Source organism: Caulobacter flavus (genome assembly GCF_003722335.1).
Taxonomy (GTDB): domain Bacteria; phylum Pseudomonadota; class Alphaproteobacteria; order Caulobacterales; family Caulobacteraceae; genus Caulobacter; species Caulobacter flavus.
Genome location: NZ_CP026100.1, coordinates 3851864 through 3874015 on the forward strand (window position 1 = coordinate 3851864; position 22152 = coordinate 3874015).

Consider the following 22152-nt stretch of genomic DNA (forward strand, 5'->3'; position numbering starts at 1 on the left):
CGTCCAAACGACCGTTTACATCGACGGCGGAGGCGTGCTTACTCGACGGAAACGCGCCGCTCGAACGAGCGCGATCGACACCGGGAGAGTAACGAATGACCCAGGCCGCGCACGCGCCTAACCCCGTTCCATGGCCGGCCATGTCGGTGAAGCAGGCCTACGCCCTGATCACCGCCCCGGGATCGCCCGGCGAGATGGAGGAGGTGGTCATCCGGGGCGTTCCCACGCGCACCTGGAAGAACCTTCCGCCCACCCTTCGCCACACCCTGCAGGTCGGCCGCACGCACGGCGACAAGATCTATCTGGTCCACGAGGACGAGCGGGTCAGCTTCGAGGCCTTCTACCGCGCGGTCACCGTCTTCGCCGCCGAGCTCGAGGCCAAGGGCGTCAGGAAGGGCGACCGGGTCGCCCTGATCATGCGCAACCTGCCCGAATGGCCGGTGGCCTTCTATGCCGGCCTGTCGATCGGCGCGATCATCACCCCGCTGAACGCCTGGTGGACCGGGCCGGAACTTGAGTACGGCCTCGTCGACTCCGGCGCCTCGGTGGCGATCATGGACGTCGAGCGCTTCGAGCGCCTGGCCGAGCACTTCGACAACTGCCCCGACCTCCAGCGCGTCTACGTCTCGCGCAGCAGGGAGGATATCGCTCATCCCTATGTCACGCGCCTGGAAAGCGTGATCGGCTGCCCCAACGACTGGATCAAGCTGGAGGAGCGTCCGCTCTCCACCGTCGAGCTGGGCCCGGAAGACGACGCGACGATCTTCTACACCTCCGGCACCACGGGAAAGCCCAAAGGGGCCCTGGCCACTCACCGGGCGGTCAACAGCAACATCTTCGCCGCCGCCGCCGCTTCCGCGCGGAGTTTCCTGCGCCGCGGCGAGGCCCCGCCCCAGCCCGATCCCAGCCTGCCGCAGAAGGGGGCGCTGATCTCGGTGCCGTTCTTCCACGCCACCGGCTGCTTCGCGGTGATGAACCCCTCGCTGTTCGGCGGCGCCAAGATGGCCATGATCCGCAAGTGGGATCCCGAAAAGGCCATGCAGCTGATCCAGGACGAGAAGCTGACCCAGATGGGCGGCGTGCCGACCATCGCCTGGCAGATCATCGAACATCCTTCGCGCGACAAGTACGACCTCTCGTCACTCGAAGCCGTGGCCTACGGCGGCGCCCCCTCGGCGCCGGAACTGGTCCGCAAGATCAAGGAGATCTGGCCGAAATCCTCGCCCGGCAACGGCTGGGGCATGACCGAGACCTCGGCGACGGCCACCTCCAACTCGGCGGAAGACTACGAGGGCCGCCCCGAAAGCTGCGGCCCGGCCGTGCCGGTCACCGACCTGAAGATCATGACCCTGGAAGCCCCCTACGAGGAGCTGCCGATCGGTTCGGTGGGCGAGCTGTGGTGCAAGGGGCCGCAGGTGGTGAAGGGCTACTGGAACAAGCCCGAGGCCACCGCCCAGACCTTCATCGACGGCTGGGTCCGCACCGGCGACCTGGCCCGTCTCGACGAAGAGGGCTTCTGCTACATCATCGACCGGGCCAAGGACATGCTGATCCGTGGCGGCGAGAACATCTACTGCATCGAGGTCGAGAACGTCCTCTACGATCACCCCGCGGTGATGGACGCCGCCCTGGTCGGCGTCGAGCACAAGACCCTCGGCGAGGAACCCGCCGCCGTCGTCACCCTGAAACCCGGCGCGAGCGCCACCGAAGACGAACTCCGCGCCTTCGTCGCCGACCGCCTGGCCGCCTTCAAGGTGCCCGTGAAGGTGATCTTCTGGCCCGAGACCCTGCCCAGGAACGCCAACGGCAAGATCCTGAAGACCGAACTGAAGAAGGTCTTCGTCACGGGTTAGGGGAAAAGATCCTCCCCCTCTGGGGGAGGTGTCGCCAAAGGCGACGGAGGGGGGCGTTTTCAGCTTCCGAGGCGCTGGCCAGCTTCCCGCCAACTCCCCCCACCGATCGCTACGCGATCGCCTCCCCCACAGGGGGAGGGCCCTGGCTCCGGTCGCACTTTCTCCCGTAAAATCCCCGCGAAAGCGGGGACCCAGGCGTTTTGAGCCATCCACCATCACCGTCTCCCTCGCCCTTGTGGCGAGGGACCATGCGGGCCGCCGCTCAGACAGCGCCAGGCTCGAAGGGCCTGAGCAGGCTGAACCATGGATCCTCGCCACAAGGGCGAGGAAAGCGAACCTGAAGATCCTCCCCCTATGGGGGCCGCCGCCAGGCGGTCCAAATCCACCAACGCCCTCAGAATCCTTGACATAAACGCCCCCGCATGCGCCTTTCCGCGCCTTGCAAATCAACGCGTTTCGAAGCCTTTCATGACCACGATGCACGCCTATCGCACCCATAACTGCGGCGCTCTTCGGGCCAGCGACACCAACGCCAATGTGCGTCTGTCGGGCTGGATCCACCGCAAGCGCGACCACGGCGGCCTGGTCTTCATCGACCTGCGCGACCACTACGGCCTGACCCAGCTGGTCCTGCACCCGGAAACCCCGGGCTTCGCCATCGTCGAGCGCCTGCGCGCCGAGAGCGTGATCCGCGTCGACGGCGTGGTGATCGCCCGTGACGCCGCCGTGGTGAACGCCAACCTGCCGACCGGCGAGATCGAGATCCGCGTCACCGACGTGGAAGTGCTGTCGACCGCCGACGAGCTGCCGCTGCCGGTCTTCGGCGAGCCGGACTATCCTGAAGAGATCCGCCTCAAGCATCGCTATCTCGACCTGCGCCGCGAGACCCTGCACAAGAACATCGTGCTGCGCTCGCGCGTGATCCAGTCGATCCGCAACCGCATGTTCGCGCAGGGCTTCAACGAGTTCCAGACGCCGATCCTGACGGCCAGCTCGCCGGAAGGCGCGCGCGACTTCCTGGTGCCCTCGCGCCTGCACCCCGAGAAGTTCTACGCGCTTCCCCAGGCGCCCCAGCAGTTCAAGCAGCTGCTGATGGTCTCGGGCTTCGACCGCTACTTCCAGATCGCCCCGTGCTTCCGCGACGAAGACCTGCGCGCCGACCGCAGCCTCGAGTTCTACCAGCTCGACGTCGAGATGAGCTTCGTGACGCAGGAAGACGTGTTCGCGGCCATCGAGCCGGTGATGCACGGCGTGTTCGAGGAGTTCTCGAACGGCAAGCCGGTGTCGCCGATCGACGGGACCCACACCTTCACCAACGACTTCGGCGCCACGCTCGAGCACAAGGGCTTCGAGCGCCTGACCTACGCCCAGTCGATGGCCTGGTACGGCAGCGACAAGCCCGACCTGCGCAACCCGATCAAGATGGCCGACGTCTCCGAGCACTTCCGTGACGGCGGTTTCGGCCTGTTCAACAAGATCCTGGCCGCCGACGCCAAGAACGCCATCTGGGCCATCCCGGCCCCGACCGGCGGTTCGCGCGCCTTCTGCGACCGCATGAACAGCTGGGCTCAGGGCGAAGGCCAGCCGGGCCTCGGCTACGTGTTCTGGTCGGAAGACCTGGGCGCGTGGGGCGGTCCGATCGCCAAGAACCTGGGCGAGCCGACCCAGGCCCTGATGGAAAGCCTGGGCCTTGGCCAGGGCGACGCCGCCTTCTTCGTGGCCGGCGATCCGGCCGTGTTCGCCAAGTTCGCGGGCCTGGCCCGCACCCGCGTCGGCACGGAGCTGAAGCTGGTCGCCGAAGAGCAGTTCAAGTTCTGCTGGATCGTCGACTTCCCGATGTTCGAGTGGAACGAGGACGAGAAGCGCGTCGACTTCTCGCACAACCCGTTCTCGATGCCGCAGGGCGGGCTGGAAGCGCTGGAAGGCCAGGATCCCCTGACCATCCGCGCCTACCAGTACGACATCGTCTGCAACGGCTACGAGCTGTGCTCGGGCGCGATCCGGAACCACAAGCCCGAGATCATGCTCAAGGCCTTCGAGATCGCCGGCTACGGCCCGGAAGTGGTTGAGGAGCAGTTCGGGGGCATGCTCAACGCTTTCCGCTTCGGCGCCCCGCCGCACGGCGGTCTGGCCCCCGGCATCGACCGCATCGTCATGCTGCTGGCCGAGCAGGTCGCCATCCGCGAAGTCATCGCCTTCCCGCTGAACCAGCAGGGCCAGGACCTGCTGATGAACGCCCCGGCGGGCGTGCTCGACAAGCAGCTGAAGGAGCTGCACATCCGCACGGCCCCGCCGATCAAGGTCTAGGAACCTTCGGCGCCTGAAATCCAAAGCCCTCCGGATCCGATCCGGAGGGCTTTTTCGTGCTATGGTGCCGCTGTCGGGGGTGCGCCCTGGGAGGGTTCCCGATGTTCAGGACCGCGTTCGCTCTATGCCTTTGCCTGTCGGCCGCGACGGGCGCCTACGCCGCCGATCCGCCGACCGCGGCGGATCAGAAGATCATCGACAGCGCCATGTCGGCCGCGCCGCCCGCTCTGGCCAAGGACGCGGCGATCATGAGCTTCTCCGCCGACGGCTCGATGCGCCACCTTCGCGACGGGACCAACGGCTACACCTGCATGCCCGACATTCCGACCACGCCGGGCGTCGATCCCATGTGCGCCGACGCCAACGCCATGGAATGGGCGAGCGCCATGTTCGCCCGCAAGCCGCCGCCGGAAGGCAAGCCGGGCTTCATCTACATGCTGATGGGCGGCTCGGACCCCAGCAACCTCGACCCCTATGCGACCAAGCCGATGGACGGTCACGACTGGGTCAAGACCGGTCCGCACGTCATGATCGTCGGGGCGCCGGGCATGCTGGCCGGCTATCCGGGCGGCGCGCGTCCGGACACGTCCAAGCCCTACGTCATGTTCCCGGATACGCCTTACGCGCACCTGATGCTGCCGGTGCGCTGAGTCTTCGGATCAGCGGCAGCGGGGGATCGACAGGCCGCGCGGCAGCGTCGTCGACGGATCGCCGCAGGCCCGGTTCAGCTGGGCCTGGGTGAGGCCGCTCGCGCGGTCCATCTCGGCGCCCGAGAAGTTGACGCCCGACAGGTTGGCGCCCGCGAAGCTGGCTCCTTCCAGGTAGGCGCCGACGAAGGTGGCGTTGGTCAGGTCGGCCTTGGCGAAGCTGGCGCCGCCGAACACGCCGCCATAGGCGTTGACGTCGCGCAGGTCGCCGCCGGCGAACCGCGTGCGGCCCATCACGGCCAGCGACAGGTCCGACTGGCGCAGGCGGGCGCCGGCCAGGTTCTTGCCCTTCAGGGTCAGGCCCGACAGATCGGCCTGGAACAGGTTGCAGCGCGGGCAGTCGGCGCCGCGACGGACGCTGGCGATCTGGCCGGCGTTCTGCGCCAGGGCGGGACCGGCCAGGGCCAGGGTCGACAGCGCGGCGGCGGCGAGAAGGGCCAGCGGTTTCATTTCGGCACGCGTCCTTGACGATGGAAGGGGCGACATACGGGACTCGCCGCCCGCGCAGCAAGCCTCGCGCCAGAAACTCATCCCCTGGGCGAGGGGCGCTCGGCCTGGCCGTTGCAGCTTTCGCAGACCACCAGGCCGCCCTTGCGGCTCAGCGCCACGTCGCCGCAGGCCGGGCAGATGTCCGCCTGGTCGGCAAGCGCACTGGCCTTGGCCGCGTCGTCCTTGCGGCGGCCGAAGGCGGCGAACACCAGGTTGTCGGGCGTGGCGCCGCGCGAGAAGCCCTTGGAGATGAACTTCGAGGCCGGCAGCGGCGCGGGCTCCTCGGTCTCGTCCTCTGTCTCTGCGCTCTTGCCCCGGCCCAGCCCGTCGGCGTTGAACTCCTGCGGGTCGCCGTTGGCCAAGTCGTCGCGGCCCAGGTACGAGACCCCCAGTTCGCGGAAGATGTAGTCGAGGATCGAGGTCGCCGACTTGATCGAGTCGTTGCCCGTCACCGGCCCCGCCGGCTCGAACTTGGTGAAGACGTAGGCGTCGACGAACTCGTCCAGCGGCACGCCGTACTGAAGGCCGATCGAGATCGCGATGGCGAAGTTGTTCATCAGGCTGCGGAAGGCGGCGCCTTCCTTGTGCATGTCGATGAAGATCTCGCCGACCTCGCCGTCCTCGTACTCGCCGGTGTGCAGATAGACCTTGTGACCGCCGACGGCCGCCTTCTGGATGTAGCCCTTGCGGCGATCGGGCAGCTTGCGGCGCTCGCGCTGCCGCTCGACGACCTTCTCGACCAAGCGCTCGGTGACGATCGGTTCGGGAGGTCTGGCGCGCGGCGTCTCGATCTGCGCTTCGGGCAGGTCCAGGGCGAAGTCGGCCGGCGCCGGAGCGCGCGACAGTTTCAGGGCCCGCACGCCGGCCCTAGCCGCCGAGGCCTGGAGGCGCAGAAGGTCGGCCGGGCGGGCGTCGAACGGCGCGACCAGCGCCAGCGGCCAGGGCGCGCAGGCGAAGATCTCCACGGCGGCGGTGAAGGCTATGCGGTCGGCGTGGGCCGGCGCCTCGAAGGCGCGCAGCAGTTCCTGGGTCTCGGCAGGCAGGGCCGGGCAGTCGAATAGGCGGCCCGACCCAACGGCGTGCGCCTCGGCGTCCGCGACGGCGTCGGGCGCGAAGCCGGCGAAGGCCAGGGTGTCGAAGGCCGGATCGGCCAGGGCTTCGCGCGTGGCGCCCAGCACGTCGCCGATGAAGTCGGCGCCGACCACGGCGGGGGCGAAGGCCGCGCGCAGGTCGCCGCCGGCGCGGAGGGCGGCCTCGGCTAGGGCGATCTCGTGACCGGTGAAGCCGACGGCGGCCAGGGCGCGGTGATCGACGCCCGGCGCGTCTTCCAGCGATCCGGTTCCCAGGGCGTGAAGGCGCACGGCGTCGAGGTCGACGTCGATCGACCGCAGCGCGGCCTGGGCGGCACCAGAAAACTGCGGGACGGCGTAGCCGTCGAGGGTTTCGGACGCCTGGATCAGGCTCCAGCCGGCGTCGAGGCCCGGCCGCGCGCCAAGGCGCAGGGCGGTCTCGGCGTCTTCGAAGGCGGCGACGAGGCCAGGCCCGCGCAGGCCGTGAGCCTGGACGGCGGCGAGAGCGGTCCGCAGCGCGGCGGCGGCCGGCGCCGCGAGCGGTCCGGTCAGGGCGGCGGCGAGATCCGCACGCTGGGCGAGGCTGGCGATGATCCGGTCCGCCTCGACCGTGAAGGCTTCGCCGGCGCCGAGCGCTTCGGCGACCGACGCGGACGCGGCGAGCGCCTCGCCAGCCGTCAGCGCCCACAGCGCGGCGGCGGCGTTTCGTCCGGCGTCGTCGGCCGGTGACAGGCCTTGGGCCAGCAGCCAGTCACCGACCCCGGCCAGGGTGAGGGCGACGGCGCCGTCGACGGGGCGTTCGAGCTCGAGGGCCACGGTCCAGATCCGCACCGCATGGCTGAAGGCGCGGGTGTCGAAGCCGTCCTCGCCGAGGAAGGCGGCGGCGTTGATGGCGGCGCGGGTGGTCGCGCCCGCGGCCAGGGCCTCGGCGTCGGCGGGCGACAGAGCCAGGACGACGCCGCCGGTCTCCCAGCTGGCGCGCGCGGCGAGGGCGGCGAACTCGTCGCCGGCCGCGACGTCGGCGGGCTCGGCCAAGGCCAGCAGCGGCGTGATGGAGGCAGGCTCGACGCTGGAGGCTGCGAAGGCCGGCGCGGCGGCGCTGGCCACCGCGTCGGCGATGCTGGCGTCGCTGGCGCCGGCGGCGCGGGCCTTCTGCGCGGCGCGCGCCAGGGCAACGTTGCGGGCCGGGTCCGAGCAGGCGCGGGCGTCGCCTTCGCAGCGCAGGACGGCGTCGGCGACGGCCGTCAGGGCCGCTTCCAGCTGGGCGGCGGCCTCGCGAGCCAGGCGGTCGGCGCGGGCCTTGCCGACATGGTCGGCGGCGGCGGTGCGAAACTCGATGGCGGAAACGTGCAGCGGCGCGGGCAGGGCGGGAGCCGAGGGCGCCGGCGCGGCGTAGCCCGCCAGAACGCTGTCGACGAGGTCGGCGGCGAAGGCGCGGGCGTCGGCTTCCGTGGCGAACAGGCCGGCGTCGCGTCCGGCCGCGGTCAGGCGGGCGGCGTGGCGTTCGGGCGCGCCGTCGAGCGCGCTTTCGGCGTCGGCCTCGCCCGGCGCGGCGATCGCGGCCCAGTCCAGCCAAGCCTCGACTCGCGCGTCGGGCCAGCCCTGCGGAGCCAGGGTTTCCACGAAGCGGTCGGGGCGCTCGATCTCGCGCGGGTCGATTTCCGGCGCGCGGCCGGCGAAGAGTCGTTCAAAGCGCATGGGCCGATTCCGCGCCGGGTGCTTCGTCATGGTGTCAACCCTAAACCGGAGGTCGGTAACCATCAATAGATGTTGGGGCTGTGGGTGATGCTGTCCACAACATCTTGAAGCGCCGTTCCGTGACGGCTCTGCTGGACGCTGAGGGCGCGGCGACCTATAGTCCGCCCGCTTCGCGCCGCGCTTTTTCGGTCGCGAAGGCCTTTGCTAGATTGGGTGCCGCGCAGTGCTGAAAGCGATCTTCACGTGGTGGAACGGAGCGACCCTGGGTCAGCGCTTCCACATTTCCCGCCGGGGCGTGTTCGTGGGCAAGGACGAGTACGGCAACCGCTACTTCGAAGCCCGCGACAACAAGGACAGCTACGACGACCGCAAGCGTCGCTGGGTGATCTATGACGGCTACGCCGAGGCCTCCAAGGTTCCGCCGGACTGGAGCGGCTGGCTGCACTACACCTTCGACGAGCCGCCGACCCAGGCGCCGCTGCCGCGTCGCGCGTGGGAGAAGGACCACCTGCCCAACCTGACCGGCACGGTCCACGCCTGGCGTCCGAAGGGCGCCATCGGCCGCGGCGGCGAGCGCGCCGTCGCCACCAGCGACTACCAGTCCTGGTCGCCGGAATAAGATGAGCCTCAAGCGGCGCAGCCTGCAGGGCGCGGCGATTCTGGTCGCCGCGATCCCGTTCGCCGTCGGCGCCGCCTGGGCGTTGCAGGCCGCTCCGCAGCAGGCGCGGCCCGTGCAGCAGCCGCCGGTCGCCGCGACGCCGCCAGCGGCCCAGCCCGCGCCGGTCGCACCGACGCCCAAGCCGGTTCAGCAGCCCGCGCCATCCAATGGCGCGCCGCCGCCGGAGCCGGCCCCGCCGCCCGCGGCCGATCCGGTACCGGCCAAGCCGGTCGCCACGGCTCCTGCCAAGCCCGTCGAGCCCGCCAAGCGCGGTCGATACGGCGTGGCCATCATCCAGGCGCTGGACAAGGTCACGACCGAGACCATGCGGTTCGAGGTCCCGGTGGGGCAGCCGATCCGCTACAAGACGCTGGTGTTCACGGCCCGGGCCTGCGAGGTCACCGCCGCCGACGAGCTGGCGCCCGACCAGATCGCCTATCTGACCATCGACACCCAGCCCAAGGCTCTGCCGGGACGCGCCGCACCGGCGGGCCGCCAGGTGTTCAAGGGGTGGATGTACGCCAGCTCCCCGGGCCTGAACCCGCTGGAGCATCCGGTCTATGACGCCTGGCTGATCGCCTGCAAGACGTCGGCCCCGGTCGCGGCCGGCCCCAGCAAGTAGAAATCGGATTCGGCCGTCAGGGCCTTGGCGAGCCGGCGCTTGTAGTCGGCGCGCGAGATCTCGACCGTGCCGAACTGCGCCAGGTGGTCGGTGATGAACTGGGTGTCGAGCAGCTTGTAGCCGCCGACGTTCAGCCGGCCGACCAGGTGGACCAGCGCCACCTTGCTGGCGTCGCGGGCGGTCGAGAACATGCTTTCACCAAAGAAGGCCGCGCCCAGCGAGACGCCGTAAAGCCCGCCGACCAGTTGCCCGTCCTGCCAGCACTCGACGCTGTGGGCGCGGCCGGCGGCGTAGAGCATGCCGTACATCTTCTGGATGGGGGCGTTGATCCAGGTCTCGAGCCGGCCGGGACGCGACGAGGCGCAGGCCTCGACCACGGCGTCGAAGGCGGTGTCGACGCGAACCTCGAAGGGCTCGGACCGCACGGTGCGAGCCAGGCGCCGGGGAATGTGCATGCCGTCGAGCGGCAGCACGCCGCGCCATTGGGGATCGATGAGGAAGAGGCGTTCGTCATGGCGCGCGTCGGCCATGGGGAAGACGCCGCGTTCGTAGCAGGCGACGAGATCGTCGAGGCCGAAGGCGTCGTCCATGCGCGTCAGTTGGTTCCGATCGTCCCAGTCGGCCCCGGCGATGTCCGGGGCCGACCAGGATAAGGCCTCAGCCTTGCGACTTGATCCAGCGTTCCAGCCAGTGGATGTCGTAGTCGCCGGCCAGGATGTCGGGCTGAACCAGCAGGTCCTGGAACAGCGGGATCGTGGTCTCGACGCCGCCGACGACCATTTCGCCCAGGCAGCGCTTGAGGCGCGCGATGCACTCGGCGCGGTCGCGGCCGTGGACGATCAGCTTGCCGATCAGGCTGTCGTAGTACGGCGGGATCGCGTAGCCGGTGTAGATCGCCGAATCCAGGCGAACGCCCAGACCGCCCGGGGCGTGGAAGTCCGTCACCGTGCCCGGCGAGGGCGTGAAGGTGCGGGCGTTCTCGGCGTTGATGCGGCATTCGATGGCGTGGCCCTCGAACACGACGTCTTCCTGGGTGAACGACAGCGGCAGGCCCGCGGCGATGCGGATCTGTTCGCGCACCAGGTCGATGCCGGTGATGGCTTCGGTGACCGGGTGCTCCACCTGCAGGCGGGTGTTCATCTCGATGAAGAAGAACTCGTCGTTCTCCCACAGGAACTCGATCGTGCCGACGCCGAGGTAGCCGATGGCCTTGACCGCATCGACGACGATCTTGCCGATCTTGGCGCGACCCTCGGCCGACAGGGCGGGCGAGGGGGCTTCTTCCAGCACCTTCTGGTGACGGCGCTGCAGCGAGCAGTCGCGTTCGCCCAGGTGCACGACGTTGCCATGGCTGTCGGCGATGACCTGCAGCTCGATGTGGCGGGGCTTCTGGAGGTAGCGCTCCATGTAGACCGTGTCGTCGCCGAAGGCGGCGCGGGCTTCGGCGCGGGCGGTGGCCACGGCTTCGGCGAGGTCTTCACGGGTCTGGGCGACCTTCATGCCGCGACCGCCGCCGCCGGCGGCGGCCTTGATCAGCACCGGGAAGCCGATCTGGTCGGCGGCCGCGAAGGCCTCTTCCTCGGTCGAGACGCCGCCGTCCGAGCCCGGAACGACCGGAATGCCGGCGTCCTTCACGGCCTGCTTGGCGGTGATCTTGTCGCCCATCATCCGGATGTGCTCGGGCTTGGGACCAATGAAGGTGAAGCCGTGCGCGCCGACGATCTCGGCGAAGCGGGCGTTCTCCGACAGGAAGCCGTAGCCCGGGTGGATGCCCTGCGCGCCCGTGATCTCGGCCGCGGCGATGATCGACGGGATGTTGAGGTAGCTCTTGGCCGCCGGGGCGGGGCCGATGCACACGCTCTCGTCGGCCAGGCGCACCCACATCGAGTTGCGGTCGGCCTCGGAATGGACCGCCACGGTGGCGATGCCCATTTCCTTGCAGGCGCGGTGAACCCGGAGCGCGATCTCGCCCCGGTTCGCGATGAGGATCTTGTCGAACATGGCGCTTACTCGATGACGACGAGCGGCTCGCCGAACTCGACGGGCTGGGCGTCGGCGACCAGGATCTCGACGATCTTGCCGGCCTTGGGGGCGGCGATCGGGTTCATGGTCTTCATGGCCTCGACGATCAGCAGGGTCTGGCCGGCCGAGACGGTGTCGCCGACCTTGATGAAGGCGTCGGCGCCCGGCTGGGGCGAGAGGTAGGCGGTGCCGACCATCGGCGACTTCACGGCGTCGCCGCGGACGGCGGCCGGGGCCGCGGCGGCGGGAGCCTCGGCGGCGGGCGCGGCGGCCGGAGCCGGAGCGGCGACCGGGGCGGCGATGGCGGCCGGAGCGGCCTGGACGTAGGCGGCCGGGGCGACGGTCACTTCACGGGCGACGCGGATCTTCAGGCCGCCGTGCTCGACCTCGATCTCGGTCAGGCCGGTGTCCTTCAGGATATCGGCCAGCTTGCGGACCAGGCGGGCGTCGATCGACGGGGTTTCGGCCGTCTCGGCGGGGGCCTTCGGATTAGACATTGAAGCTTACCTTATCAGTTGGGGCCGGGGCGCGGACGTCAGTCGACGCTGATCAGTCCGGCGGCGGCCTCGATGGCCAGTTCATAGCTCGCGGCGCCGAAGCCGGAGACCAGGCCGGTCGCCGCGAGCGAAACGAAGGTGTGGCGGCGGAACTCCTCCCGCGCCGCAGGGTTCGACAGGTGACACTCGATGACCGGGATATTCAAGGTCTTCAAGGCGTCGAGGAGGGCGATGGAGGTATGTCCATAACCCGCCGGATTGATCACGAGCGCGCTGGCCTCGGTGCGGGCTTCCTGCACCCAGTCGATCAGCACGCCTTCGTGATTGCTCTGCCGGAACACGACGGAAAGCCCCCTGGCCGCGGCCCGCGCTTCGCAGCGCACACGCACGTCATCCAGGGTGTCCTTGCCGTAGATCTCGGGCTCCCGCGTTCCCAACAGGTTGAGATTGGGCCCGCTCAGCACATGGATCGGTTTGACCATTCGGCTCCGCCGTCGATTCCGGAGGTCTTGTATAGCCGGTTCCGCCGCGTCACAAGCAGGGCTCGCTTCGGAGGTGAGATGAGACTTCTACTGAACGGCGAAGACCGCCAATTCGACGGCGTCGCCAGCATCGCGGACCTGGTGGCCGCCCTGGGCCTGGACGCGCGCAAGGTGGCCGTCGAACGCAATCTCGAGATCGCCCCGCGCTCGCTGTACGCCGACACCGCTCTGGCCGACGGCGACCGCATCGAGATCGTGACGTTCATCGGTGGCGGGTGAGGGCTCGTCTTCGGCTCGGCCCCCCTCCGCCCCTCCGGGGGCGCCTCCCCCAGAGGGGGAGGATCTGGAAGCGCCGGCGCCCTTGGAGATGCTCCCCCGCTGGGGGAGCTGTCGCGAAGCGACTGAGGGGGCCGCCGCAGGCGGACACGGCCTGGCGGCCTCACGCGGAAATCCGCTGAGCTGATGGAGAGGGCGCGGGGCGTCCGGGCTTCGCCCGGATGTGTGAGTTTCAATTACCGTTTCGACGAAGCTTAGACGCCCCGCGCGATCGTTATTCCTCAGGCCGGGGCGCGCAGGCCTCTTCCGCCTTGTGCCCCTTCCCCACGCAGAGCTCCCCGTTTCTTGACGGCCAGGAGTGCGTGCTAGGCGCGGACCCTTGGGCGGGCGGGAGCCTAGTCAGGCAAGCTCCCGATGGATGGGTTTACGTCCCCCATCCTCATTTAAGCCTTCAGGCCCGGCTCACGCCGCTCCTTCAGCCCCGCTCGATCGCATCCGCGTCGCACGCTTCGGGCCGGATCCTTGCGCCCTCTCCCTGCGACGGGATGAAGTGATTATGCGGGCGGTCTGGATCCGTCTGATCCAGCACCGTGAGAAAGTTGCAAGAAGTTGAGATCGTTCAGGTCTTTTCGCTGAACGCAGAGGATCGACGGGGCTGGATCCCCGTCGGGTCGTCTTCTCCCTTCCCCCTCGATGTGGGAGGGGCCGGGGTTGGGGGTGGCTGCGGCGGTCGGTCCTGATGCGGCGGTGGAGGCGGAACGGCCGCGTCACCCCCATCCCAACCCTTCCCCCATCGAGGGGGAAGGGCTTGGGCCGGCATCTCGGAAGCTGAAAACGGCCCCCTCCGGCCCTCCGGGCCACCTCCCCCAGAGGGGGACTGTTGCGAAATTCGGAACGTCGAAGAACAGACCAGAATCCGTTCGAGAACAGTTCGGAATCAAAAGGGGAAAGTCGTTCTTGTTTTACCCCATTATGCAACGATCCCCCAGAGGGGGAGGATCTTTGGGTTCTCCTTCCTCGGGCACGAGCCTTCTCGGAGGGGGAGGATCTTCACGCCGGCCTTCCGCGCCTCTACGGATTTGAAACCCAGGCTGCCCAGGCGTAAACCGGCCGCATGAACGCGCACGTTTCCCCCGAATCCGCCGCGCCGGCCGCCCCCGCCGACGAAACCTGGACCGTCGCTGGTCGCACCTTCCGCTCGCGCCTGATCGTGGGCACGGGCAAGTACAAGGACTACGCGACCAACGCCGCCGCCGCCCGCGCGGCCGGCGCCGAGATCGTCACCGTGGCCGTGCGCCGCGTGAACCTGACCGATCCGAGCCAGCCGCTGCTGGTCGACTACATCAAGCCGACCGAGTTCACCTATCTTCCGAACACGGCGGGCTGCTTTACGGGTGAGGACGCCGTGCGCACCCTGCGCCTGGCCCGCGAGGCCGGCGGCTGGGACCTGGTGAAGCTGGAGGTCCTCAGCGACCCCAAGACCCTGTTCCCGGACATGGAAGAGACCCTGCGCTCGCTGAAGCTGCTGGTCTCGGACGGATTCCAGGTGATGGTCTACTGCTCGGACGACCCGGTCTACGCCAAGAAACTTGAAGAGGCCGGCGCGGTGGCGATCATGCCGCTGGGCGCGCCGATCGGCTCGGGCCTGGGCATCCAGAACCGCGTCAACCTGCGGATCATCGTCGAGAACGCCAAGGTTCCCGTGCTGGTCGACGCCGGCGTCGGCACGGCCTCGGACGCGGCCATCGGCATGGAGCTGGGCTGCGACGCCATCCTGATGAACACCGCCATCGCCGAGGCCAAGGACCCGATCCGCATGGCCAAGGCCATGAAGCACGCGGTCATCGCCGGCCGCGAGGCCTATCTGGCCGGCCGGATGCAGAAGCGGCTCTACGCCGATCCCAGCTCGCCGCTGGCGGGGCTGATCTAGAGGCCCAATCTCTTTCCGTCATCCCGGACGGCCGTAGGCCGATCCGGGACCCAGGAGACTGGGCAAGGCGTGCGGGGTTTCTTTCGGGCGGCGGCCGGCGCGTTGCGGTCGCCTCTGGGTCCCGGCTCTCCGCTGCGCTGCGGCCGGGATGACGATGAAGGGGCGGGCAGGGGCTTGGGCCCTGATCCCGGCGGAAGCTGAAAACGCCCCCCTCCGGCCCTTCGGGCCACCTCCCCCAGAGAGGATCTTGGCTTCAGGCCTTGAAGTCGACCAGGACGCCCTTCTTCTCCTCGGCCTGCTGGGTGACCTCGTCCTTGATCATCTGCTTGATCTTGGCCTCGAGCTTTTCGCGTTCCTTGGAATCCATCGCCGCCACATCTTCCTCGGTGAGGCCCAGCTTGCCGAGGATGGCCGCACGCATCTTCTCGGCGGGCGACTTGGCGGCGTAGTCGTAGAGTTCCTGGCGGGCGGACGAACCGCCGACGCCCGTCGAGGCGGGGGTGAAGGCGGACGTCGCGCCGTTGACGCGGTCGGCCGCGCTCGTCGACATCGTCGCCCAGGGATTGGAACCGGAGATAAGCATGTGAACTCCCGCCGCTGATCTGGCGGAAGTTGCAAAGCAAACGCCGTGCAAGCGGGGCTCGCACGGCGGTTTCCAAAGATTTCAAAAGGTTGCGACGTCGTGTCGCGGAGCGCTGGGGCCGGTCGCGGCAAAGCTTGCCGCGCCGTTTCAACCGCCGGGCGATCCTTGCCGCCCGGACGGCCCCCGGCTGCCCGGGCCTCAGCCCTTCTTCTTGGCGGCGATGCGGGCTTCCTCGATGGCCAGCTTGAGGGCCTGCATGTCGGCGCCGGGGATCATCTTGTCGCCAACGACGAAGGCCGGGGTGCCTTCGATGTGCAGGGCCTGGGCCAGGCCGGTGACGTCCTGCAGCTGCTGGGTGACGGCGGCCGAGGCGCCGGCGGCGCGGGCCTTCTCGACGTCGACGCCGGCGGCCTTGGCGATGCGGGCGATGGCGGCTTCGTCCAGGCTCTTCTCGGCCATCATGCCCTTGTAGACCGGCAGGGTCTTGCCCTGGGCCTGGGCGCCGATGGCCATGCGGGCGGCCAGTTCGGACTCGCGACCGAAGATCACGAATTCCTTGAAGACGAAGCGAACGTCGGGGTTCTTCTCGATGATCTCGACCACCTGCGGCGCGGCGATCTTGCAGTAGCCGCACTTGTAGTCGAAGAACTCGGTGACGGTGATCGTGCCGTTCGGATTGGCCACGAAGTCGCGCGGATCACGCTCGATGGCCTGGCGGTGCTTGGCGATCGCGCCCTGCGACTTGGAGGCGGCTTCGGCCAGCTGCTTTTCCTGCAGCTTGGCGCTGACCTCGATCAGCACCTCGGGATTTTCCAGCAGGTAGGCGCGGACCTTCTTGCCGAACGCCTCGTCGCTTTTGGGCTGGCTGCAGGCGGCCATGCCGGTCGTCAGGACGATGGCGGCGGCGGCCAGGGCGAGGGGGCGGCGAAGGGGCATTCGGGTCTCGGTCTTTCGGGGAATCGCAGGTCAGGGATTGGACGCCGTCAGGCCTTCCTTGGCCAGGGCCTTGAGGTCCTGGTCGCTGGGGCGGGAGGCCAGCACGATGTCGGTGGCGCGCCGCCAGTCGGGCGTGTCCTTCTTGAGCAGTTCGCGGGCGCGCATGGCGAACACGCGGGCTTCCTGCACCGCGCCCAGGTTGAAGTACTGCTCGGCGGTGGCCAGGCGGGCCTCGCCGTCCTTGCCCTGCTTGTCGTAGGCCTGGGCCAGCAGGCGCCAGGCGACGGCGTTGTCGCCCTCGTTGACCAGGGCCCGCTTCAGCTCGCCGACGCCTTCCTCGATCTTCTTGGGATCGTCCAGGCCGATCAGGGTCTGGCCCAGATTGATGCGCAGCAGGGCCGCGTCGGGCTTGAGCGCCACGGAGCGGCGCTGGGGCTCCTCGGCCTGGGCCACGCGGTTGAACTCGAACAGGATCTGGCCCTTGAGCTCCCAGAGATAGGGGTTCTTCTCGTTCTCGGCGATCAGGTCGTCGAGGATCTTCAGGGCCCGGTCGGGCTCCTTCATCTGGTAGTAGGCGATCGAGCGGGCGTAGCGCGCGGGGAAGCTGCGATCGGTCTCGCGATACTTGATCAGGGCCGTCTGGGGATTGATGAACCCCTCCAGCTTGGCCTTCATGATCTCGTGCTCGGCCAGTTCGTCGGGCGTGTCGACGGCGTCGTAGTGCGGCAGGCGCTCGACCTTGGCCCGCAGGGCCTCGATGCGGTCGGACGACAGCGGGTGGCTGCGGAAGTAGGCGAAGCGCCGCGACTGGTCGAAGACCTCCTGGTAGCGGAAGTTGTCGAAGAACTCGACGAGGCCGCGGCCCGACTGGCCGGTGGCCTCCAGGAAGTTGGCGCCGGCCTGGTCGGCGCGCGATTCCTGCTCGCGGCTGTAGCCCAGCGCGCCCAAGGTGCCGAAATAGCTGGCGTTGCCCATCAGCACCGCGCCGGCGTCGGGCGCGCCGGCCAGGGCGGCCAGGACGCCCAAGCCCATCGTCAGGATCATCGGCTTGAGGCCGGCCTTCATCATCTCGTCGGAGCGCAGCGGGTGGGCGCCGGCGAGGTGGCCGGTTTCGTGGGCGATGACGCCCTTGAGCTGGTTGGGGGTCTCGGTCTGCAGGATCAGGCCGGTGTTGAGGCCCATCATCAGGCCCTGGGTGGCGAAGGCGTTCAGTTCCTTGTCGCCGACCAGCAGGATGCGCACGGTCTTGGGATCAAGGCCCGCCGCCGCGTAGATCGGGTCGGAATCGCGGTGCAGGATCTCTTCGATCTCGGTGTCGCGGATCAGCGACAGGCCCTGGGCCTGGGCCGCGATGGGGGCCGCCACGGAGGCCAGCAGGGCGAGGGCGGAAAGGCCGGCGCCGAACGTCTTGCCGACGGTCCTCTTGCGGGACGTCATCGATGGTCTCCTGGTCGCGCCCCCGCGCCGTCCGGCAGTCTAGCGCGCAGCGGACGCGGCTGGAAATCGCAAGGGCGAGGCTTGTCTAGGAGGGGATATAGGCGCGAACCGCGGCGACGCCATGGCGCCGCCGCGGTCGTTTGCGGTCGGATCAGCCGCGACGCCACCAGCCGCGCTTGGGCTGGGCGGGCGGAGCGCTGATCTCGTTCGGATCGGGCTCGGCCGGGACCGGCGCGGGCTCGGCTTCGACGACGGCTTCCACCGGCGCCGGAGCGGCTTCGACGACGGGTTCGGGAGCCGGTTCCGGGGCGATCTCGACGTCGGCGGCGACGATCGGCGCGGTCTCGGCGACCACTTCGGCCAGGGCCTCGGCGGGCGCGGCGGCGGCTTCGATCGCTTCGGCCGTCTCGGCCTGGACGGCTTCGACCTCGGTCTCGGCGGCCTTGCGGCTGCGGCTGCGGCTGCGGCGCGGCTTCTTGGCCGGGGCGGCCTCTTCCGGCGTCGGCAGTTCGACCCAGACGTCGGCGGGCGGGCCTTCGATCACCGGCGGCTCGAGCACCAGCGGGGCGACGTCCTCGACCACGACCGGAGCGATCGGGGTCTCGGCGGCCGGCTGGCGGTCACGACCGCCGCGACGGCGCTCGCGGCGCTCCGGACGCTCGGCGCGTTCCGGACGTTCGGCGGCCTCCGGGCGTTCCTGACGTTCGGGACGCTCGGCGCGCTCCGGACGCTCGCCGCGATCGCGACGGCCTTCGCCGCCACGGGCCTCGAGGGCTTCCGGATCGTGCCAGACATACGGGTTGTCGCCGAACGGAACGCGCGGACGGTTCCAGACATAGACGTCGGCGGCGCGATCGCCGTCCTCGCGGCCACCGCGGCGACCGCCGCGACGGCCCCGGCGGCGGCGGCGGCGGCGCGATTCCTCGTCGTCGCCGTCGGCGTCGCCTTCAGCGTCGAACTCGGCGGCTTCGCCGTCTTCCGAGGTCTCTTCGGCGGCTTCCTCGTCGCGACGGCCGCGACGGCGACGCTTGTTGCGGCGACCGCCGCGATCGTCGTCCGAGCGAGCCTTGCGGGGCGCTTCGTCCTCGTCTTCGTCCTCGTCGCCTTCGTCGGAGACGATTTCTTCTTCCTCGTCTTCGTCCTCGTCGTCGAAGACCTCGTCGAACACCGGATCGGGCTCGTAGGCGATCGCCGGCGGCGCGATGCGGTCGCCAAGCTCGGTGCGCTCGATCTCGTGCTCGGCCTGGCGCAGGCCGTCGTCGACCAGCACGGTGACGAACACGCCGTGGTTCAGCTGCAGGCGCTGCAGGTAGGCGCGCTTTTCGTTGAGGATGTAGATGCCGACGGCGCGGCTGACCTTCAGGGTCACGGCGCCGCTGCCCTTCAGGGCCTCGACCTCGACGCCGCGCAGGGCGGCCAGGGCGCTCGATTCGACCGAGCGGACGCGGCCGGTGCCTTCGCAGTGCTCGCAGACGTGGGTGGTGCCTTCCAGCACGCCGGTGCGGCGGCGCTGGCGGCTGATCTCCATCAGGCCGAAGCCGGAGATCTTGCCCATCTGGATGCGGGCGCGGTCGTCCTTGAGGGCGTCCTTGAGGACCTTCTCGACCGTGCGGTTGTTCTTGCCTTCATCCATGTCGATGAAGTCGATGACGATCAGGCCGGCCAGGTCGCGCAGGCGCAGCTGGCGAGCGGCTTCCTCGGCGGCCTCGATGTTGGTCTTGAGGGCCGTGGCCTCGATGTTGCGCTCGCGCGTGGCCTTGCCCGAGTTGACGTCGATGGCGACCAGGGCCTCGGTCTGGTTGATCACCAGATAGCCGCCCGAACGCAGCGGCACGACCGGCGAGTAGATCTGCGCCAGGTGGTCTTCGATGCGGTTCTTGACGAACAGCGGCGTGGGCTCGCGATACGGGAAGACCTTCTTGGCCTGGCTGGGCATCAGCATGCGCATGAAGTCGCGCGCTTCGCGGTAGCCGGCCTCGCCCTCGACCCAGATGCCGTCCAGGTCCTTGTCGTACATGTCGCGGATGGCGCGCTTGACGAGGTCTTCTTCCTCGTAGATCAGCGCCGGCGCCACCGAGTGCAGCGTGTTGTCGCGGATGTTCTCCCACAGACGCAGCAGGTATTCGTAGTCGCGCTTGACCTCGGCCTTGGTGCGCTTGGCGCCGGCCGTGCGGACGATCAGGCCCATGCCCTGCGGCACGTCCAGGCTCTGCACCACGCTCTTGAGACGCTTGCGGTCGGTCACCGCGGTGATCTTGCGGCTGATGCCGCCGCCGCGGGCGGTGTTGGGCATCAGGACGCCGTAGCGGCCGGCCAGCGACAGGTAGGTGGTCAGGGCCGCGCCCTTGTTGCCGCGCTCTTCCTTGACGACCTGGACCAGCATGATCTGCCGGCGGCGGATCACTTCCTGGATCTTGTACTTGCGCATCAGGCGGCGCTTGCGGCGCGCCAGTTCCTCTTCGACGTCGTCTTCCTCGTCGTCGATGGCGTGGTCGTTGGCGTCGTCCTCGTCCTCGCCGCCGGTGGCGCGGCGCGAGACGGGGGTGTCGTCCTCGTCGTCGTGCGAATCATCGCGCATCAGCGCTTCGCGATCGGCGACCGGGATCTGGTAGTAGTCCGGGTGGATCTCGTTGAAGGCGAGGAAACCGTGGCGGTTGCCGCCGTACTCGATGAACGCAGCCTGGAGGCTGGGTTCAACGCGGGTCACCTTGGCGAGATAGATATTTCCACGAAGTTGTTTGCGGGTCTGGCTCTCGAAATCGAATTCTTCAACCCGCGAACCGTCCACGACCACCACACGCGTCTCTTCGGCGTGGGCGGCGTCGATCAACATCTTCTTCGACATACAGGGAATCTCCACGGCGCGCGGCGGGCGCGAAGCCCGGGCGCCGATATGAAAGGAGGGCGCGCGCATCGCAGACCGCGACTTCGCCGGAGCGAAGTTCGAAGGGCGGTTGCCAGAGGCGATCGGGTGCGGCGCAGCCCATGGGGTTTCGTTTGTTTTCCTTTGACGCGCCGGGTGGCGCGGATCGGATGACGCGTCGTGGCCGGGAACGGCCAGGGCCCGACGCGGGCCCTTTTGGGCTTTGGCCGTCGAGACATCCGTCCCGCGCCGACCATCGCCCGCAAACTCCAAAGTCCGGCGGTTCCGGCATGAGGGCGCTATGGACGCGTCCGACAATTGGGAACCACTCACGCAAGGCGCCATCGTCTGGCGACGTCGCTCCGCGCACGGCGCCACTTTAGCAACATCGGAAGACAAATGAAAAGCGCCGTGGAGCAACCGGCGAAATTGATGAAGTCGGTGGTTTCCTTAACGGTTTTTCTACCCGCCCCAGGCGATATCCGTCATTGGTTTCCAAGGTAGCGCCATTGGCTGGGCGGTAATGCGTAAGGTCGTCATCGGAGCAGCGAGAACGGGTTGGGCGAAGGCGGCGCTGATCGTCGGCGCCCTGGCGCTCGCCGGTGTCGCCGTGGCCACCGTGCAGGGGCCCGCGCCCGCCGCCGGCGTCCAGAAGGTCCGCTTCGGCGGCGACCGCGCCGAGACCCGAGTCGTCATCGACCTGGACCGCGCGGCCGTCGGCAAGCTGATCGGCGACGGCGCCGCGGCCAGCCGAGTCGTCGTGGGCCTGCCCAACGTGACGGTTTCCGGCGACCTGCAGGGCGCCGGCCATGGCCTGGTCGACCGCTGGGTCATCGACGAGGCCGCCGGCGGGGCGCGCCTGTCCCTCGATCTTTCCTCCAAGGCCGTGGTCAAGCGCCGCTTCCTGCTGCCGCCGGCCGACGGCGCGACCGCCTTCCGCTACGTGATCGACCTGGCCGCCGCCGATCCGGCTTCGGCCGGGGCCGCCGTCATGCGCCCGACCACCGTTTCGACCCCGGCCAAGCCCGCGACGCTGAAGCTGAAGAAGACGATCGTCATCGACGCCGGCCACGGCGGCAAGGATCCCGGCTCGGCCGGCGCCAACACCAACGAGAAGGACGTCACCCTGGCCGCGGCCAAGGCGCTGAAGAGCAAGCTGGAGAAGTCCGGCCGCTTCAACGTCGTGCTGACCCGCGACACCGACACCTTCATTCCCCTGGAATCGCGCGTGCAGATCGCCCGCCGCGCCGACGCGGACCTGTTCATCTCGCTGCACGCCGACTCGGGTCCCGACGTCGGCACCCGCGGCGCCAGCGTCTACACCCTGTCGGAAAAGGGCGCCGAGCGCGCCGCCCGGGTGCTGGAAAAGGACGACTGGCTGATGAAGGCCAGCCTGCCGGGCCGCGACCGCGCCGTGGGTCAGATCCTGCTGGACCTGTCGCAGCGCGCCACCAAGAACCGTTCGGCCGCCTTCGCCGAGACCCTGCTGGAAAAGGTGGGCGACGAGACCGTGCTGCTGCGCCGCAGCCACCGCGACGCCGGCTTCATCGTGCTGCTGGCCCCCGACGTGCCGGCGGTGCTGCTCGAAATGGGCTTCATGACCAATCTCGAGGACGAGAAGCTGCTGAAGAGCCCGGCCGGCCGCGAGCGGCTGATGAACGCGGTGGCCAGCTCCATTGAAACCTACTTCGCCGCCCAGACACGGATCAGCGCTCGCTGACC

Annotated in this window: 18 protein-coding genes and 1 pseudogene; 8 read left to right on the top strand and 11 right to left on the bottom strand. The window is 69.1% G+C overall.

The window, feature by feature from the left end; all coding sequences use genetic code 11:
* Window positions 1-95 precede the first annotated feature (95 nt).
* The 3 genes from C1707_RS17635 (at window position 96) to C1707_RS17645 (ending at window position 4810) form a co-directional block, all read left to right on the top strand.
* Window positions 96-1853, top strand: a complete 1758-nt coding sequence (locus C1707_RS17635; RefSeq protein WP_101715883.1) for a class I adenylate-forming enzyme family protein — start codon at window positions 96-98, stop codon at window positions 1851-1853.
* A gap of 468 nt (window positions 1854-2321) precedes the next feature.
* A complete protein-coding gene (gene aspS, locus C1707_RS17640; RefSeq protein WP_164467382.1) occupies window positions 2322-4160 on the top strand; it encodes an aspartate--tRNA ligase in 1839 nt (612 codons plus the stop codon).
* Window positions 4161-4261: 101 nt separating this feature from the next.
* Window positions 4262-4810: a hypothetical protein gene (locus C1707_RS17645; RefSeq protein ID WP_101715884.1), complete on the top strand. Its 549-nt coding sequence runs from the start codon at window positions 4262-4264 to the stop codon at window positions 4808-4810.
* 9 nt (window positions 4811-4819) lie between these two features.
* On the opposite strand, the gene C1707_RS17650 is transcribed toward C1707_RS17645, so the two are convergent.
* Both C1707_RS17650 and C1707_RS17655 read right to left on the bottom strand, forming a co-directional pair.
* A complete protein-coding gene (locus C1707_RS17650; protein ID WP_101715885.1) occupies window positions 4820-5317 on the bottom strand; it encodes a pentapeptide repeat-containing protein in 498 nt (165 codons plus the stop codon).
* A gap of 77 nt (window positions 5318-5394) precedes the next feature.
* On the bottom strand, window positions 5395-8124 hold the full coding sequence (locus C1707_RS17655; protein ID WP_101715886.1) for a TSCPD domain-containing protein: 2730 nt from the start codon (window positions 8122-8124) through the stop codon (window positions 5395-5397).
* 223 nt (window positions 8125-8347) lie between these two features.
* Here C1707_RS17655 and C1707_RS17660 point away from each other — a divergent pair, with 223 nt between their 5' ends.
* Both C1707_RS17660 and C1707_RS17665 read left to right on the top strand, forming a co-directional pair.
* Entirely contained in the window at window positions 8348-8743 is a 396-nt protein-coding gene (locus tag C1707_RS17660) for an NADH:ubiquinone oxidoreductase subunit NDUFA12 (RefSeq protein WP_101715887.1), read from the top strand.
* A 1-nt stretch (window position 8744) separates the two neighbouring features.
* Entirely contained in the window at window positions 8745-9404 is a 660-nt protein-coding gene (locus tag C1707_RS17665; RefSeq protein WP_101715888.1) for a DUF2155 domain-containing protein, read from the top strand.
* On the opposite strand, the gene aat is transcribed toward C1707_RS17665, so the two are convergent.
* The 4 genes from aat to C1707_RS17685 form a co-directional block, all read right to left on the bottom strand.
* A complete protein-coding gene (gene aat / locus C1707_RS17670) occupies window positions 9341-9994 on the bottom strand; it encodes a leucyl/phenylalanyl-tRNA--protein transferase (protein ID WP_101715889.1) in 654 nt (217 codons plus the stop codon). The two genes, C1707_RS17665 and aat, sit on opposite strands and share 64 nt — an antisense overlap.
* A 67-nt stretch (window positions 9995-10061) precedes the next feature.
* The gene (gene accC, locus C1707_RS17675) at window positions 10062-11405 is read right to left on the bottom strand and encodes an acetyl-CoA carboxylase biotin carboxylase subunit (RefSeq protein WP_101715890.1); all 1344 of its coding nucleotides are present in this window, start codon (window positions 11403-11405) and stop codon (window positions 10062-10064) included.
* Window positions 11406-11410: 5 nt separating this feature from the next.
* Window positions 11411-11923: an acetyl-CoA carboxylase biotin carboxyl carrier protein gene (accB, locus tag C1707_RS17680; RefSeq protein ID WP_123170771.1), complete on the bottom strand. Its 513-nt coding sequence runs from the start codon at window positions 11921-11923 to the stop codon at window positions 11411-11413.
* Window positions 11924-11961: 38 nt separating this feature from the next.
* The gene (locus C1707_RS17685; RefSeq protein WP_058346515.1) at window positions 11962-12405 is read right to left on the bottom strand and encodes a type II 3-dehydroquinate dehydratase; all 444 of its coding nucleotides are present in this window, start codon (window positions 12403-12405) and stop codon (window positions 11962-11964) included.
* A gap of 78 nt (window positions 12406-12483) precedes the next feature.
* Between C1707_RS17685 and thiS the strand changes: the two genes are divergently transcribed.
* Both thiS and C1707_RS17695 read left to right on the top strand, forming a co-directional pair.
* On the top strand, window positions 12484-12684 hold the full coding sequence (thiS, locus tag C1707_RS17690; protein WP_058346516.1) for a sulfur carrier protein ThiS: 201 nt from the start codon (window positions 12484-12486) through the stop codon (window positions 12682-12684).
* A 1111-nt stretch (window positions 12685-13795) separates the two neighbouring features.
* Complete coding sequence (locus C1707_RS17695; RefSeq protein WP_101711990.1) at window positions 13796-14611, top strand: thiazole synthase; 816 nt, start codon at window positions 13796-13798, stop codon at window positions 14609-14611.
* Between the two features lie 91 nt (window positions 14612-14702).
* Here C1707_RS17695 and C1707_RS27205 read toward each other — a convergent pair.
* The 5 genes and pseudogenes from C1707_RS27205 to C1707_RS17715 form a co-directional block, all read right to left on the bottom strand.
* Window positions 14703-14780: pseudogene (locus C1707_RS27205) on the bottom strand (hypothetical protein); the annotation flags it as partial.
* A gap of 84 nt (window positions 14781-14864) precedes the next feature.
* On the bottom strand, window positions 14865-15194 hold the full coding sequence (locus tag C1707_RS17700) for a hypothetical protein (protein ID WP_240633733.1): 330 nt from the start codon (window positions 15192-15194) through the stop codon (window positions 14865-14867).
* Between the two features lie 198 nt (window positions 15195-15392).
* On the bottom strand, window positions 15393-16130 hold the full coding sequence (locus C1707_RS17705; protein WP_101711989.1) for a DsbA family protein: 738 nt from the start codon (window positions 16128-16130) through the stop codon (window positions 15393-15395).
* 30 nt (window positions 16131-16160) lie between these two features.
* Window positions 16161-17567 (bottom strand): M48 family metalloprotease, encoded by a 1407-nt coding sequence (locus tag C1707_RS17710; RefSeq protein ID WP_101711988.1) that lies wholly within the window; start codon window positions 17565-17567, stop codon window positions 16161-16163.
* A 151-nt stretch (window positions 17568-17718) separates the two neighbouring features.
* Window positions 17719-20412, bottom strand: coding sequence for an Rne/Rng family ribonuclease (locus C1707_RS17715; protein WP_101711987.1), 2694 nt, complete (start codon window positions 20410-20412; stop codon window positions 17719-17721).
* A gap of 541 nt (window positions 20413-20953) precedes the next feature.
* On the opposite strand from C1707_RS17715, the gene C1707_RS17725 reads away from it, so the two are divergent.
* Window positions 20954-22150 carry an N-acetylmuramoyl-L-alanine amidase family protein gene (locus C1707_RS17725; RefSeq protein WP_101711986.1) on the top strand — a complete coding sequence of 399 codons (1197 nt, stop codon included), beginning with the start codon at window positions 20954-20956 and terminating at the stop codon, window positions 22148-22150.
* Window positions 22151-22152: the final 2 nt, after the last annotated feature.